We start from the raw sequence: 15055 nt of genomic DNA, 5'->3' as shown, positions 1-15055 counted from the left end.
TTTACAACAAATAGCAAGCGTGGACTAGTATGCGCGCACTCGGCCGACCTCTCGAGCCTTGGTATCATTCGCCTCGGTGTCTGGCACCTGGCGGCGCGGGAAGCGGCGGCGCGGCATAGTTGGCAGAGTCATTTTCGGTTCCGCCGCTGAAGCGATGGTAGGTTTTTTGCTGCGCACCGGTGTCTTTGCGATAGAAGTATTCGAAGCAGCAGTCGATTTTACCGTTTTCAGACCGCCAACCTCGTTAATTACCGGGATAACGATCGGCGTCCGCCTGGTCTGGTCATATAATATATGGGTAATTTCATCCTTAATTTCTTTCTTTACCACATCAAGGTCGTACTTGCCAGCAAAACTACGCGCCGCCTTCTGCTTCAAGTACTGGCGAATCATATTCATCAATTCCTCGGAATCGCGTAGATAGATGAAACCACGGGAAATAATGTCTGGGCTGGTTAGCAACCGTCCCGTGCCACGCTGTACCGTTAACACCACCACAAACATTCCCTCTTGAGACATATGAATCCGGTCTTTTAGTACCACCTCAGAGACGATAGCGCCCGTATCATCATACATCACGCCGCCAGCCTGAATCCGACCGGCTTTCTTAGCTTGCCGCTCAACGTCAATTTCAATAACATCGCCGGCGTCGCACACAAAGATATTCTTCCTCGGAATACCACACTCTTTTTCTGCCAGCCGCGCATTGTGCACCAGCATGTGGAATTCACCATGAATTGGCATGTAGTACGTCGGGTTCAATGCGTTAATCAGCTTGATGTGATCGTCGTAGTAACCATGGCCCGACAAGTGCAGCGGCCCAATCCCCGTCAGGTGCGTCTTGCCGTTCTGAATCACATCAGAGCCCTCGCGCATCAAGCCGTCAACCGTTCGCACCACGTTTTTCTCATTGCCCGGAATCGGATTGGAGCTAAACACCACTACGTCAGAGCCCTTAATCTTCATGTATTTATGCGCGCCAGTCGCCATGCGGCTCAGCACGGCATTAAACTCACCCTGCGAACCGGTACAAACCACGGTGATCTGACTATCAGGCAGCTTGATGATGTCCTCCATCTTCATGACGGTGTCTTTCGGAATCTTGATGGTGCCTGAACGCAGCGCCACCTCCAAGTTCTGAATCATCGAGAATCCAGCAAACGCCACCTTGCGTCCGTGCTTATGCGCTTCTTCCAAAATCAATTGTAGGCGGTGTACCTGCGATGAGAAACAGCTTAAAATCACTCGGCTGTTACTAAATTTATCCATCACCTGACCGATGGAATATTGAATATCAAACTCGGTGTGCGTGTGCGTCCCCTCTGATTCACAGTTGGTCGATTCGTTCATGAACATCAACACGCCTTCTTTGGACGCCACTTCAGTCATCCGTTTGAGGTCGAACTTCTGACCATCAACCGGACTTTCCTCAAATCGCCAGTCACCAGAGTCAATCACCACGCCCAGCGGCGTCCGAATCACCACCGCCGTTGAATCTGGAATCGAGTGATTCACCCGCACCAATTCTACCGAAAAGTGCTTCGACACCTGAACAACTTCGTGGCTCAATGGGTCCATCACCCGAAAGTCCGGCTGGAAATCAGTATCCGCGTCAGCCAGCGACTTATCTAGCATGCCGATGGTAAATTTCGATGCATAGACCGGTGCTGGAATCCGGTGGATAAAGTGCCGGAATGAACCAATGTGATCAAGGTGCCCGTGGGTGAACACATGCGCCTTGATCTTATGCTTATTTTCTTCTAGCCACGTGATATCTGGCGTGATGTAATTAATACCTGGATAATCGCTCCCCGGAAACAGGAAACCCATGTCCACAATGATAATCTCATCGTCATACTCAATGGCGTTCATGTTTTTACCGATACCCATTTCGCCGACACCGCCGATTGGGATAATCCTCAACTTCGGTTTGCCGCCGCGAGTGCGTTTTGGCTGCATTTTGGCGCTAAATTGCTCGCCGCCATAGCCGTTGTAAACTGATTTGTTGACCGGAATATCGATCACGTGCTGCGACGCCCTGAGATTAACGTTCTCACTCGTGCGCCGCTGCGCCCGAAACACTTCGCCCTTGCGAGTGGTGGTACTATTCATCACCGCTGTGTTACTTTTTTTTGTAGCTGGTCGTTTTGACTGATCATCGCCCTTCGGCGTCGCAAGTCGTCTCTGGCCCATGCGTATTGTTCTCCTTTTATAAAAATAAATACCTTGCAAAATTAGAATGACAGGCGATAGACATGGGGGCAACGTACGACAAATCTATCCCCTAACAATTGCGTTCATTATAGCACGGGGTGCCAGCTCTTGTCAAAAATAGCTCAGACGCTCGCCTGGACGGCCAATTGCGCCGCCCGCACAAAATCGTCAATTAACGTCTGCCGCAACGCCCCGTTATACAGCGCCGCTGCCGGATGATACAGCGGAATCACCAAGAACTTCAAACCGTTGAACTGTGCCCAGCGCGGATTGCCATGATCACGCGAGATCGCCAAGTCAGGAATAAATGCCATGCCGCTATGCCGACCCAGTGTGATGACTACCTTTGGTTGAATAATTTGCAATTGGCGCATCAAATACGGCCAAAAAGCGCGCTTCTCCTCCGGCAGCGGGTCACGATTGTTTGGCGGCCGATATTTAACGATATTGGTGATATAGACATCTTGACGACGTAACTGGGCTGCGGCTAACATCTCGTCAAGAAATGTACCAGCTGCCCCAACGAATGGTTTGCCCTGAAGATCTTCGTTTTTTCCTGGCGCTTCACCGATAAATACAATGTCTGCGTCAGCCCGACCATCACCTATCACCAGCTGCGTCGCCTGCAGCGCCAAGTCATGACAAATATCACCAGCGATAATCTCTGCCGCCAAAACCTCCAGTTGCGCTGCCTCATCCATATTTCTATTATACAAAACACCTCGTCACTATGCGAGGTGTTTTGCTTGATGCTGAGGCGAAAATTACTTTTCAGCTTTTTCTTTCACTAAATTGATGAATTCTCGCTCGTGTTTCTGTAGGTTTGACTCTTGAATCTTTTTAGCAAAGCCGGCCAGTGGATTTGAGCTACCCGACGGTAGACGCGGTACCCGAGTAGTGTAGTCTTTATTAGCGCGTGCCACGAAGTAATCACCCAGCAACTTGTAATACTCTTTCATTTGCTTGCCAAAGTCCTGTGCTTCTTTCTGTTCTGATTTGGCAACGTTATCGAGTAGCTTATAGCAGTCGCTCATCTTTTCATCGTAGAGTTTCTTTACTTCGTCTCCTGACTTACCGACATAGCCGGAGAAGCTTGGTGCGCACTTCTTAGAAAAGTCCTTCATATCTCCTATCAGACTGGCAATGGCAAGCAAATTCGGGCGTACTTTTTCGTAGGCAGTCTTGTATTCACCGAAAGATTTTTTGGTCTCCTCGTCGCGCATAATCTTTGATGCATCAAGTTTTTTCATCATTGTATCAGCACGCTCCACCGATTCCTCAATCAGCTTCTTTGCATTATCAGCGCTTGCCGACCTGAGTGCTGAATTAAGGCTACCACCATCAAACTCTTTCATGGCCTTAGCAGCTTCTTGGTAATCAGCCTTTGATGGCCCACCAAGGAATATAACTGCCAACACGATACCAACGACAATGACTATCAAACCAATTGAGCCACCGATGATACCCCATAGCGCACCCTTGCTCAAGCCCTTTTTGGGCTGCATTGGCACACCCTGCTGCAGCGGCTGCTGCGATTGTGGAGCCGATGGTACTGGCTGTGGTACTACTGGAGCAGCCTGCTCATTTGCTGCTGGCGGTGTTGCTGTCGGTTGTGGTACGTTTTTATTATTCTTATCGTCCATAATCCCCCTCAATTAGTCTTATATTCTCCTATTGTAGCGTACTTTGCTAAAAAGCAAAAGTTACAACCCGATCATCGTCAAGTTAATCTTACCGCGCTCATCGATGCCGGTAATTTTTACTCGAACCATCTGGCCTTCCTTGACCACGTCAGTCACCTTAGCCACGCGGTGATCGGCCAGCTTCGAGATATGTACCATCCCGTCAACTCCCGGCAGAATATTCACGAACGCTCCGAAATCTTTGATACTGACGACCTTGCCTTCGTAGATTTTGCCAACTTCTGGCTCTTCGACCAGGCTTTTAATCCAGGCAAGTGCCTTCTCAATCGACTCACTATTCGGACTAGCGATGGTAATCAGGCCGTCTTCCTTAATATCAATCTCAGCACCAGTCTCACTGGTAATCTTGTTGATTACCTCGCCGCCCTTGCCAATCACGGCGCCGATTTTATCCGGATCAATCTTTAGCTTTTCAATTCGCGGCGCGTACGGGCTAAGTGCTTCGCGCGGCGCTGGTAGTACGCTTAGCATATGCTGCAAAATATGCGCCCGCCCCGCCTTGCTCTGTTCAATCGCTTGGCGCAGCACTGCCACCGGCAAGCCATGCACTTTCATATCCATCTGCAGCGCCGTGATACCCTTGGCTGTACCAGTCACCTTGAAATCCATATCACCGGCAAAATCCTCAGCATCGGCAATATCACTTAGTATGTACGGCGTATCACCGTCCATCATCAGACCCATAGCAATGCCGCTAACCGGTGCCGAGAGAGGCACGCCAGCGTCCATCAACGCCAGACAGCTCGAACAGGTCGCTGCCATCGACGTTGAACCGTTTTGGCTCATAATTTCGGTAACGCTGCGAATGGCATACGGGAAGTCTTCTTCGCTTGGCAATACCGGCGTCAAGGCACGCTCCGCCAAGTAGCCGTGACCAATTTCGCGCCGGCCCGGACTGCCCATCCGCTTAACCTCGCCAACCGTATAGCCCGGCGCATTGTAATGGTGCATATAGCGCCGCTCGCCATCGTTAACTTCCATAGTATCAACCAGCTGCGCGTAACTCAGCGGCGCCAGGGTGACAATATTCATACCCTGCGTCACGCCGCGAGTAAACAAGCTCGAACCGTGCGCTCGCGGCAGCAAGCCGACCTCTGAGCTGAGCGGACGAATTTCCGTCAAAGCGCGGCCATCCGGGCGCTTGCCGTCCTCGACAATCCCGCGGCGGACATCTTTGTGTAGCGCCAGCGTGAACGCTTCATCATACTCGTCGCGTACTTCATCATACTCCTCAGCGCTCAATCCCAGCTTTTCGGCCATCGCTTCGTGAAATGCCCAGCGAATCTCGTTAACCACTTCGTTGCGCTCCGGGTACGGCAGGCGGATTTTCTCGCCCAGCTTGCCGTCAACCCACGCATCAGCCGTCTGCTGAATTGTTTCGTCGGGTAAAACTAATTCATATTCCTGCGCGACTGGCGCCACTTTGGCCGCCAGTTCTCGCTGCAAAGCAATCGCCGGCTGCATCATCTGGTGTGCCCAGGCCATGGCATCGACGATCACCTCTTCTGATACCTCCTTGGCACCAGCTTCCACCATGGTGATGCCACTCTCGATACCAGCTACTACCAAATCCAAATCAGATTGCTCACGTTCCTCTGGCGTCAAAAAGGCCTTAAACTCACCATTCACGCGACCCACCCGCAAGCCCGCTACCGGCCCGTCAAACGGCGTCCCAGTCAGCATCAAGGCGCTCGAAGCCGCAATCATCGCCACCACATCTGGACGGAAATCCGGATCCATACTCAGCACCGTCGCCACCACTTGCACTTCTTGGCGGTAGCCCTTTGGAAACAGTGGCCGAATCGGACGGTCGATCAACCGGCCGATCAGCACCGCCTCGTCGCTCGGCCGGCCCTCGCGCTTAATAAACCGCGAGCCAGAAATTTTACCCGCTGCATAAAACCGTTCTTCATAATCAATCGACAGCGGGAAATAATCCAATTGCACCGGCCGGCTGCCCACCTGAGCACTGCCCAAGACCACCGTATCGCCATAGCGCACCAGTACGCTACCAGTCGTCCGAAAACCAACACGGTTGACCTCCAGCGTCAACGGCCGCCCACATAATTCAGTAGTAACCGAAAAAATCTCCTTGCCACTCGGGTTAATAATTGCCATAGATCCTCTCTTTCTCGCAAAGACAGTAACAGGTGTATGCATGCTGGTTTACTATCAACACACCACACATCCATCACCGTCTGCGGGTTATGCTTCGTACCATCTATTATATCACAGCGCCGCACGCTTTATAGGAAGCCGGCCTGAGCAAACGCATCCCGAACCGCAGCGAGCTGCTCACTTACTCGATCCAAAACCTCTGGCGTTGGTGACAACACCTCCGGTGAGCTACCGCCAGCCGCACCAATGACTTGTTGTATCACATTAAAACTCTCCATTCCCGGCAGCATAGCAGTCCACTCATACGGCTGCTCACTAGTTGGCGCTGTCGGTTGCCTCTGAGATACTGGCACAAAGGATAGCATCAGCTCTTCCGGATCAATTTCATACAGTATACCCCGAAAGGCACGTTCTGTCGGTAACCCTCGCCTCGATACTCCCCAAACCGCCATCAGCTCAGCAATCTTAGCTTCGGGCTTACCTGCCAACAATTCAAACGCGACGGCTACGTGCACCCTACTATCATCACCCAAATCCGAAGAGACTCCCGTGCCTATCACTGCTCGCTCAGAATGACCGGCCTTACGAAGTAGCGCACCCCCCGTCATAAAACCACGCCTACCTCCGTCTCGAGAGACAGATACCGACGTGGGCGGTGGCAATATCGGCGGTATCTCACTCGTAAACACGGGCGCCTCCTCAATACATTGCCGAAACATGTCACGGGCTTGACCATATATCTCATACGCCCAATCAAGATCAAGCTTTGAAGCATTCGTCTCTACCGATAGTATCCGTTGACTTTCATCGCCACAGTTCATAAGTAACCCACCAGCTATAGCCGCCGCTGTCCCAACCGCACCACATAATAGACCGCGCCGACTTATTGGACTCTTTTTTTCCGATTGTTCATGACTCGTCATATGAAGCTCCTACAGACATAAATAAGCATGTGCGCTCGGACACCCAGCCCCAGCAGCATCTTGTTGAGTAACCGTATGTAGTGCCAGCACATAGAGCATAAACACTGCCTCCTTAAGATCGGTAAGGTGCTCTTCACCAGCTGCTGACTCCAGGGTAGCAAGTTTGTGGCTATCAATATTGGTATCCTCAAATAACATCCCAAACAACTGCTGAACCGATGTGAGGAGTTCTCCTCCTGTTTCTTTAAGCAGTTTTCGCGGCGGTTTATTTAGGACCGTTGGCCCCAATAAGTCATCCTCAAACATTTTATCCGGAAAGAAGTACTGCCAAAAATTATTAACAAATTTACTCGGCAGTTTTTCAGACGTATCAGAGCCGTCTTGCGACGGATTTGCTCGCGACGGATCCATGCCGTTTTTCCAAAAATCATCTGCATTCGTAAACCTTGGGCTATGGTCATCAGCGCTCGGCTCTTCCAACTTCTCAAGATGCAGCGGGCCATCACTTAATCGTCCCCCATCCGGACCAATCTGCTTCTTAACAGCAGCCACAACTTCACTGACTCTTGCCGCTTGTTTAGCCACATCTGGCGGTAATTTATCAGCCCGCGGCGCGTATTCATTCATACTTTGTAATTTAGCATAAAAACTATAAAAAGTCAAACAACACCAAAAAACAGATCGGCTCACCCCGGTAAAACAACGACCCATGCTGCTAGGCTGACCCGCCCATGCTACAATTAACAAGTGAAGCAGACAACCCACGCCAAAAACCGCCGCCGATGGCTCAGTATGAGTCTGGCTATCATCATGCTCGCTGGCGGCGGCTACACACTCATCACGGCGTTTAGTCCATTCTTTCGCGCTCAGCTCATTAACCCAACGCGCAACCAAGCCACCCAGCTTCTCGCCGCTACGCCAGAAACCAGCATCACCGAGGACCGCCTCTACATCCCCAAAATTGACATTAGCGTACCGTACGCTACTGGCGGCGCCGAAACTATGGAGCGAGGTGCATGGTGGCGTCGGCCAGAGAATGGCAATCCAGTCGACGGCGGCAACTTCGTCTTGTCGGCCCATCGATTTATCATGGGCCTGACGCCGCAGCAAACCATCCAAAAATCACCATTCTACAATATTAATAAGCTGCGCATTGGCGATGAAATAATCATTGACTACCGTGGCAAACGCTACAGGTACGTCATATCTCAGTTATTTGATGTCAAGCCAGATGCCGTTCACATTGAAAACCGAACCAACAAGCCACAGCTCACCCTCTATTCATGCACGCTTGGCGGCGCAGCCGACGGCCGGACGGTTTTTGTAGCTACGCCACGTTAAATCAAAATATCCACCTCGTGATATATCAAGGTGGATATCCGTACAACTACCGAGGCGCGACTATTTACGCAGACCCAGGGCAGCCACAACCGCTTTATAACTCTCAAAATCAGTTCGCTCCAGGTATTTGAGCAGGCGCTTACGCTTGCCAACCATCTGGATTAAGCCACGGCGTGCCATGAAGTCGTGCTTATTCGCCTTCAGGTGCTTTGTGACCTCTTTGATACGAGCCGTCAAGATCGACACCTGCGCCTGCGGGCTGCCGACGTCGTCCTTGTTGACCTGAGTCAAAGCAATTGCTTTCGCTTTATCGTCTTTGCTAATCATAGCCTCGTCATTATACCAATGCTACGCTAAAAACGCAAATCAGCTGCACTACTAAAAGGTTTGCACGTAGTTATAGGCTGGCCTACCCGTAGTCGGCACAGCGGCACCCGGAATGTTACAGGTCGCCTTGACCGCATTAACCTGAGCCGACTCCTGCGGCTTGGCGGAATTAAGGGCCGCAAATACCGCAATACCTGTTATCTTACCAGAGGTATCTTTGCATGGATACCAGACAAAAATATCGTCTGGACTAGACGCGTTCTTGCTGCTGACACCCTCACGATACCCCGGCTGGATATACTGTGGTACAAGCGAGTCAACGCTATTAGCGTTGTTGAACGTCCCCTGTCCTGACGGCAGCGTTCGCTTCTGTGTATCATATATCTGCAGCGCGTCCCCAGCGATCTTGACGATGGAACGGATCTTGGTATCGGTAGCGTCCTGGCGCACGCCCGAATACGCCACAATACCGATGGTTGCCAAAATCGCGATCACGACCATCACAATTAATAGTTCAACGATTGTAAAACCTGTCTGCCTACCCATGCTTTGATAATAGCACTTCAAGACGAAATCCCAAAATCTGCTAATGGTTTTGCCTGAGCGACGTCATATTCAGCGATAGCCTGGCGGCGCAGCTGGTGGCAGTAGGCCCCTGTTCCCAGCTTCTGACCAATATCAACCGCTAGGCTCCGAATGTACGTACCGCTCGAAACATGCGCTCGAATCACCAGACGAGGATACTCATACGCGACAAGCTCCAGGGCATAGATCGACACGGTGCGCTCTGGCATATCGACCGACTGACCCTGACGTGCCAGCTGATAGGCCCGACGGCCATTGATCTTGATGGCGCTAAATATCGGTGGGCGCTGTTTAATTTCACCCACCAATGTACTGAGTACCGCTTCAACCTCACTGCGAGGCGGCTGCCGCTCCGACACGCGAGTCAGTTCACCCTCAGGATCACCGGTCGTCGACGTCTCGCCAAGCATGATTTCTGCTTCATACCACTTATCAAGCTTCGTAAAGGTATCAGCCTCACGGCACTTCTTGCCCGTCACAATAATCATCAGTCCCGTAGCGAACGGATCAAGCGTACCAGTATGGCCAACTTTCACTTTCTTGCCCGCCGCCTGGCTGAGCACCCGCCGCAACCGCGCTACTACCCCGAAACTTGTCATGCCAGCCGGCTTATCAATGAGCAGCACCTCATCCATGGGCTATTTTTGCCCCGGGATCTGGAATTGGGACGGATTAAAGGTGCGCGGCGGCGCCGGAGCGGATGGCGCTGAGGGTGAGGTGTTCAACGCTGGCAGTCCCCCATCTGCAGCACCGACCGGAGCTGGTGGCAGCGGCGGCAAACCTGATCCTGAGAAGTCAGAGAAATCAGGCAGCGGTGGCAGGCCATGCATTACATTAGACTCAATATCGGCGAGCGTGGCCGGAGCAGACGACACTGTCGGTAGTGGCGAAGGTGAAACTGCCGGAGCGGGCGAAGTCGCAGATTCAAGCGGTGGTGCAGCAGCCAGCGCCTCGGTAATTGCCGCTCGGGCGTCGCGCTCAGAATCTGGCAGCGATGGCGGCGCGGCAGGTTGAGTCTGCTTGTCAGCCAGCGCCTGCGTCTCCTCCTTGAGTGCGGCAATGACCGCTTCGTCTTTGTTGGTGGTCGCAAACGGGTCAACGCTCGGCGGTTCATCAGACTTCCCCATGGCGGCATTCAACGGCGATTCGCCGAGGGCCGGCCGCGACGCACCGACATAGGTACCGTGATGCAAGATAGTCTTGTTTTGATCAGTATCAAGATCACGACGCTTATCCTCAGCCGCCCGCTCCGTCGTTGCGTTTAGCGTTCCACCCAAGAGCGGTGCGGCCGTTTCTGGCTCAGCCGACACCGACGCACTGATTGGTTGCGATGTTGATGGCGCACCGCTCCGTCCGCTCGTCACTGACGCCGCTCGAAGGCGATCAAGCTGCGCCGTGGCCGCGCGGGCCGCCGCATCTTGCTCTTCGGCCCGAGTCTGCTTGGCCACCTCATCAAGGCTACCCCGCCGCTCATGGCTGATTGACAACGCGCCATCATCTCTTTTTGACTCAGCCGGCTTTGAGCGTTTTCCCCGCTCGACCTTAAAATTAGCACCATCCTGGCCGTCATTATCGTGCATCTCATCATCAGCTGCATCGGCCGCTTGCTTTGATTGCTCTAGCTCTGAGTGCTCCTCGGCTTTAATCGCCTGCCCCTCGGCCAACTTAGTAGCAATCAATTGCTGGTTCGCGCCAACCGCCATCAGCTCTGCCGCCAACGTCATCACCCGCGACGAGGTTAGGTTATTACTAAACCGCTCCGTCGCCGCCACGACACCGGTCAGCAACGCCGTCGCGATCTGCTCATCCATGGTTATTTTCGGTGTTCGTAACTCATCGATCAGGTCAACCAGCATCTCGCTCACGCCTGACGCCTTATCATCATGCCAATCAACCGTCCCGAGACTACTCCTCACCATACCGGCGGTCACCGTCGATACCACTGCATCATGCAAAATCTTGCCATGAGCCGTCAGCGCCTTGTCGAGATGGTCCTGGCTCTCAACATTCAATGCGAGCACCAGTTCAATGTTATAATCGCCCTGCGAAAACTCTAGATCAGCCTCGGTAATTGTCGCCCGGTACGGCGTGATAAAAATCTTCACTGCATCATCAACCACCTTGTAGCGCAGATGGTCGGCTTTTTCCTTATCAAGCGCGATGATAAAATCACGCAGGCTATCCGCCGTGGCTTCAAACGTCTCGTCAGGCTCGAGGAACGAAATCGCCGGCGGGACTTTGCCACTAAAAACAGCCGTGGCGTGCTTGCCCAGTTTATTGAGGAAAATTGTCAGCCCCAACGCTGCCGATAGCTCGTCCACCGATGGATCAGCGCTTACCGTCACCAAGATATTAGTCACATCTTTGATGCTCTGAATGATCTGCTGCTTTTGTGACTGGCTCGCCATTGTTGTGTCCCTGTTTATTTTTGTTTATACCGTTGAATCACATTATACATAAGCATTTCAGGAAAGTCAATAGATTATCGTCAATGCGAGCCACTCTTTACTTTTATTGGGTTTTTCTGTATAATCCATCCTTGATTAGCGAAACAAATTTATAGAGGTAAAGGAAATCTATGCCAATCATCAAATCCGCCATCAAACGGGCAAAACAAACCCTAAAACGCCGCGAGCGCAATATCGGTATCAAGCGCGACATCAAGTCAGCCGTCAAGGCCTTCATGGCCGAGCCAAGCGCCGCAACGCTGGCCGCTGCCCATAGTGAACTTGACACCGCTGTCAAGAAGAACCTGCTGAAGAAAAATACTGCTGCCCGGCGCAAGAGTGCCCTCTCAGCTATCGCGAAAAAAGCCGGTGTTAAGCTTGAAGCGACCAAAAAACCAGCTGCCAAAGCCCCAGCAAAGACGACGGCAAAGACTACCACCAAGTCAACCGCTACCAAAAAACCAGCTGCAAAAAAGCCAGCAGCCAAAGAAGCTAAATAGCCATTCGGTTTGCATCAACAATTACTCCCGTCGGTTGGCGGGAGTATTTTACAATTTGTGAGCCCTAGTACCGAGAAAGTCTAGTGCTTGCTCGCGGGCCAATATCCTCCTTTATTCTATGGAACAAGTCGTCCATCTTAACCCGTTCCAACAGAGTCCCTTGTGGCAAGCCCTTATCTACCTCGAGCGTTGTTATCATCCGAGTTACGAGCTGTGGGTAATAATTGTCCGTCTCACAAAAAACTCCACGAATCACATGCTCTTTTTTCCCTATAACCAGCTTTACCGCATCATAAAGACTTTCATCAGCAATTCTCAGTGTTTGCTCCTGTAGCTCATCAATGTCAGACACTCGCCCTGAGTTAAGTCGCATTTGTTGATATATCTGACTCTGCGGAGAGTCTGGGTGATAAACATAATTAAAATGAACGGATGCCACGGCCATTTTGTCAAAAAATTCCTCAGGAAGCCCGTTCCCCATCATACTTTCATACAAATACTGAGTTTTATAACCGTCACCACGTGGACCTCTTGAGCCAATTGGCGGTGCAGCCCTTCCCTCGGCCCACGTATCATAGTTATCCTTGATCTCCCCGGCAATCTCATACAATTCTTCGGGTCTTGTTTCATTTAACCTTATGTCTATATTTGCCGCTAATGAGCTCAGATGTTTGTCAGATAGTCGCATACGTTTAGTCTCCTCAAATACCTGAACGAGATGAGGACACTCTTCGCCAACATACTTTGCCATCTCGGCGATCACTAACGCAGGCTCATTGTCAATAGCTCCTCGGCTAATCTCTGTTTCTTTTCTAGCCATTTTCTCCTCGAGCCCCAGCTCCATCCATTGCTTTTGCCGTTCGTCTAAAGACTGTTGTTTATCAGACCCCTGCGTATCAAGCTCCGTATCTTTGAAGACCATGGCTAATTCCTTTTTACCTTTCTAGTAAACTAATAGTAGTTTGCATTGTACTATATCATACTTATTTTGTCAAGCATATAAATGGCTTATGCTGGCTTAGCGATCTATCCTAGTCACATCAATCAGCGCCGCCTCAACCAACAGCCACGGCGACACACGGGTTGTCTTCATATGTTCATCAGCCTGCGCCAAGGCAGAATTAATTACCGCAAGTTGCGCCGGTGTCGTCCGCGCTGCATACGGCGCTACCTTTCTTAGCGCATACGGATGGGCCGCAAAATCACGAGCCACCGCCCCCGTGTCACCGCCAGATAGCACCAACGCGTTCAGCTGCACCGATTGCGAAACCAACAGCCCCAGCGTCTGGTACGCCCCATCATCACCGCTCTCCGCCTCGAGGTAGGCAATGATTGCGCGCACTTTTCCCTGGTCACCATCCATCATCGCCGCAAACAGCTCAAACGCACTTTCAGCCGGAGCGAGCGGCACCAGTGCATTAATTAGCTCATCATTCAACTCGCCAGCCAACGCCAACTGCTGCAGCACCAGATCAAGCCGTGATTGATCAAACCCCAGCCGATCGATCAACGTCGTTGCCTGTGCCGCTGTCAACACTGCCCCATGCACCGTGGCCCGCTCAACACACCACGCACTCAGCTGCGGTTTTTGGCGTTCAGTGAAATGAGCGTATTCCCTTACCTCGGCATGGTTTTGCAGCCACTTATACGTTTTCGTGCGCTTATCAAGCTTTGCCTCCAGAAGGACAACCGTGATCGCCGTGTCGCTGAGTAGCTCCGGCAACTCACGCCACAGGGCCACATTCTGACTCGCATCAGTAATGACCACCGCCTGCTCTAGCGTGAACAGGCTCTGCCCCATCACCACTTCACAGACCTCGGCGGCCGTCAGCTCTTCGCCGTCACGCCGCACCACCTCCATATCACCAACCAGCGCCGCAAGCGCCGCCCGTTTCTCAAACTCGTTGTCGCCGTGAAAGAGATGGATCATATAACTTCCACCTGGCACACTGGACAAACATGCGTACCGCGACCGCCGACTTTCAATTTGATAATCTCCTGATCGGGGTGGCGATGGCAGGCTTGACCTTCACGGCGAAACACATGAGCAAATGTCAGGTAATTCCCTTTCCGGCCTTCGGCATCAACATAATTTTTATCGGTCGAGCCGCCCTGGTCAATACTCAATTGCAAGATTTGCCGCAACTCGTTAAATAATGTATTCAGCTGCTGATCGCTGATGTTTTTTACCCGCGTTTGCGGATGAATCCGCGCCGCCCACAACGCCTCGTCAGCATAAATATTACCAACCCCGGCGATCACTGTCTGGTCAAGAAAAGCTGGCTTGATCATCGAATTCTGGCGGCGGCGAATCCGCTGGATGAAATCCTCGGCGCGTGTATTGGGATCAAGCGGCTCCGGCCCAACTTTTTGCATGAACGGCAAGTTCTTCACCTCATCAGTCGGCAGTAATTTTACCCAACCAAACTTACGTTGATCATTGAAAAATAGCCGTGACCCATCCACAAAATCAACCTGCACCCGCGTCGACCGATCCGGCAGCGCACCAATTAAGCTATCGTTCGGATGACCGCCAGCAAAGTCGTCGATTTCGCGAGCGGTATCCGCAAAAAAATCTTGGGCAACTTTACGTGGGCCCCGAGATTTTTTTGGGGATACCCGAGCGCTATGACGAGAGCTTTGGCGAAAAACTAGCTGCCCCGTCATCTTCAAATGCACCACCAGCGAATAATGCGTATCCAAATCAATCATCAGCACCTTTGCCCGCCGCCGCACCGCCGTCACGCGCGCACCATATAAAAATTGTTCAACATCAGCCGGCGCATTCGGAAAGCTTTTTGGCGAATCAAACACTGCCACTCGCGCCACCACTCGGCCCGGCAGTAACTCCGCCAACCCGCGGCGAACCGTCTCGACTTCGGGAAGTTCCGGCATAA

General features: G+C 51.9%; 15 protein-coding genes. 2 read left to right on the top strand and 13 right to left on the bottom strand.

The window, feature by feature from the left end; all coding sequences use genetic code 11:
• Positions 1–24 precede the first annotated feature (24 nt).
• From FBF28_00415 to FBF28_00390, 6 genes are all read right to left on the bottom strand, one after another.
• Positions 25–2193, bottom strand: a complete 2169-nt coding sequence (locus FBF28_00415; GenBank protein ID QJU08042.1) for a ribonuclease J — start codon at positions 2191–2193, stop codon at positions 25–27.
• A 143-nt stretch (positions 2194–2336) separates the two neighbouring features.
• The gene (locus FBF28_00410) at positions 2337–2915 is read right to left on the bottom strand and encodes a uracil-DNA glycosylase (GenBank protein QJU08041.1); all 579 of its coding nucleotides are present in this window, start codon (positions 2913–2915) and stop codon (positions 2337–2339) included.
• A 63-nt stretch (positions 2916–2978) separates the two neighbouring features.
• Positions 2979–3857, bottom strand: a complete 879-nt coding sequence (locus tag FBF28_00405; protein QJU08040.1) for a hypothetical protein — start codon at positions 3855–3857, stop codon at positions 2979–2981.
• 60 nt (positions 3858–3917) lie between these two features.
• Entirely contained in the window at positions 3918–6035 is a 2118-nt protein-coding gene (locus FBF28_00400; protein QJU08039.1) for a polyribonucleotide nucleotidyltransferase, read from the bottom strand.
• A 128-nt stretch (positions 6036–6163) separates the two neighbouring features.
• Entirely contained in the window at positions 6164–6643 is a 480-nt protein-coding gene (locus FBF28_00395; protein ID QJU08038.1) for a hypothetical protein, read from the bottom strand.
• A gap of 324 nt (positions 6644–6967) precedes the next feature.
• The gene (locus tag FBF28_00390; GenBank protein ID QJU08037.1) at positions 6968–7585 is read right to left on the bottom strand and encodes a hypothetical protein; all 618 of its coding nucleotides are present in this window, start codon (positions 7583–7585) and stop codon (positions 6968–6970) included.
• 120 nt (positions 7586–7705) lie between these two features.
• Here FBF28_00390 and FBF28_00385 point away from each other — a divergent pair, with 120 nt between their 5' ends.
• Complete coding sequence (locus FBF28_00385) at positions 7706–8299, top strand: sortase (protein ID QJU08036.1); 594 nt, start codon at positions 7706–7708, stop codon at positions 8297–8299.
• 60 nt (positions 8300–8359) lie between these two features.
• Here the strand turns inward: FBF28_00385 and rpsO are convergent, their stop codons facing one another.
• The 4 genes from rpsO to FBF28_00365 are packed head-to-tail and all read right to left on the bottom strand — an operon-like array spanning position 8360 to position 11619.
• Positions 8360–8626: a 30S ribosomal protein S15 gene (gene rpsO / locus FBF28_00380; protein QJU08035.1), complete on the bottom strand. Its 267-nt coding sequence runs from the start codon at positions 8624–8626 to the stop codon at positions 8360–8362.
• 51 nt (positions 8627–8677) lie between these two features.
• On the bottom strand, positions 8678–9172 hold the full coding sequence (locus FBF28_00375; protein QJU08034.1) for a prepilin-type N-terminal cleavage/methylation domain-containing protein: 495 nt from the start codon (positions 9170–9172) through the stop codon (positions 8678–8680).
• Between the two features lie 17 nt (positions 9173–9189).
• The gene (truB, locus tag FBF28_00370; GenBank protein ID QJU08033.1) at positions 9190–9846 is read right to left on the bottom strand and encodes a tRNA pseudouridine(55) synthase TruB; all 657 of its coding nucleotides are present in this window, start codon (positions 9844–9846) and stop codon (positions 9190–9192) included.
• Positions 9847–9849: 3 nt separating this feature from the next.
• Positions 9850–11619 (bottom strand): hypothetical protein, encoded by a 1770-nt coding sequence (locus FBF28_00365; GenBank protein QJU08032.1) that lies wholly within the window; start codon positions 11617–11619, stop codon positions 9850–9852.
• 170 nt (positions 11620–11789) lie between these two features.
• On the opposite strand from FBF28_00365, the gene rpsT reads away from it, so the two are divergent.
• Entirely contained in the window at positions 11790–12158 is a 369-nt protein-coding gene (gene rpsT, locus FBF28_00360; protein QJU08031.1) for a 30S ribosomal protein S20, read from the top strand.
• 64 nt (positions 12159–12222) lie between these two features.
• On the opposite strand, the gene FBF28_00355 is transcribed toward rpsT, so the two are convergent.
• The 3 genes from FBF28_00355 to mutM all read right to left on the bottom strand — a co-directional run bounded on the left by FBF28_00355 (position 12223) and on the right by mutM (position 15053).
• On the bottom strand, positions 12223–13080 hold the full coding sequence (locus tag FBF28_00355; protein QJU08030.1) for a hypothetical protein: 858 nt from the start codon (positions 13078–13080) through the stop codon (positions 12223–12225).
• A 96-nt stretch (positions 13081–13176) separates the two neighbouring features.
• Entirely contained in the window at positions 13177–14088 is a 912-nt protein-coding gene (locus FBF28_00350) for a hypothetical protein (protein ID QJU08029.1), read from the bottom strand.
• Positions 14085–15053: a bifunctional DNA-formamidopyrimidine glycosylase/DNA-(apurinic or apyrimidinic site) lyase gene (gene mutM / locus FBF28_00345; protein ID QJU08028.1), complete on the bottom strand. Its 969-nt coding sequence runs from the start codon at positions 15051–15053 to the stop codon at positions 14085–14087. The genes FBF28_00350 and mutM overlap by 4 nt, the downstream gene beginning before the upstream one ends.
• Positions 15054–15055 lie beyond the last annotated feature (2 nt).

The sequence above is a fragment of the Candidatus Saccharibacteria bacterium oral taxon 488 genome (assembly GCA_013099195.1).
GTDB lineage: Bacteria > Patescibacteriota > Saccharimonadia > Saccharimonadales > Saccharimonadaceae > Nanosynbacter.
The sequence above is the reverse complement of the archived record's forward strand: the minus strand, read 5'-3'. Positions and strand labels throughout refer to the sequence as shown.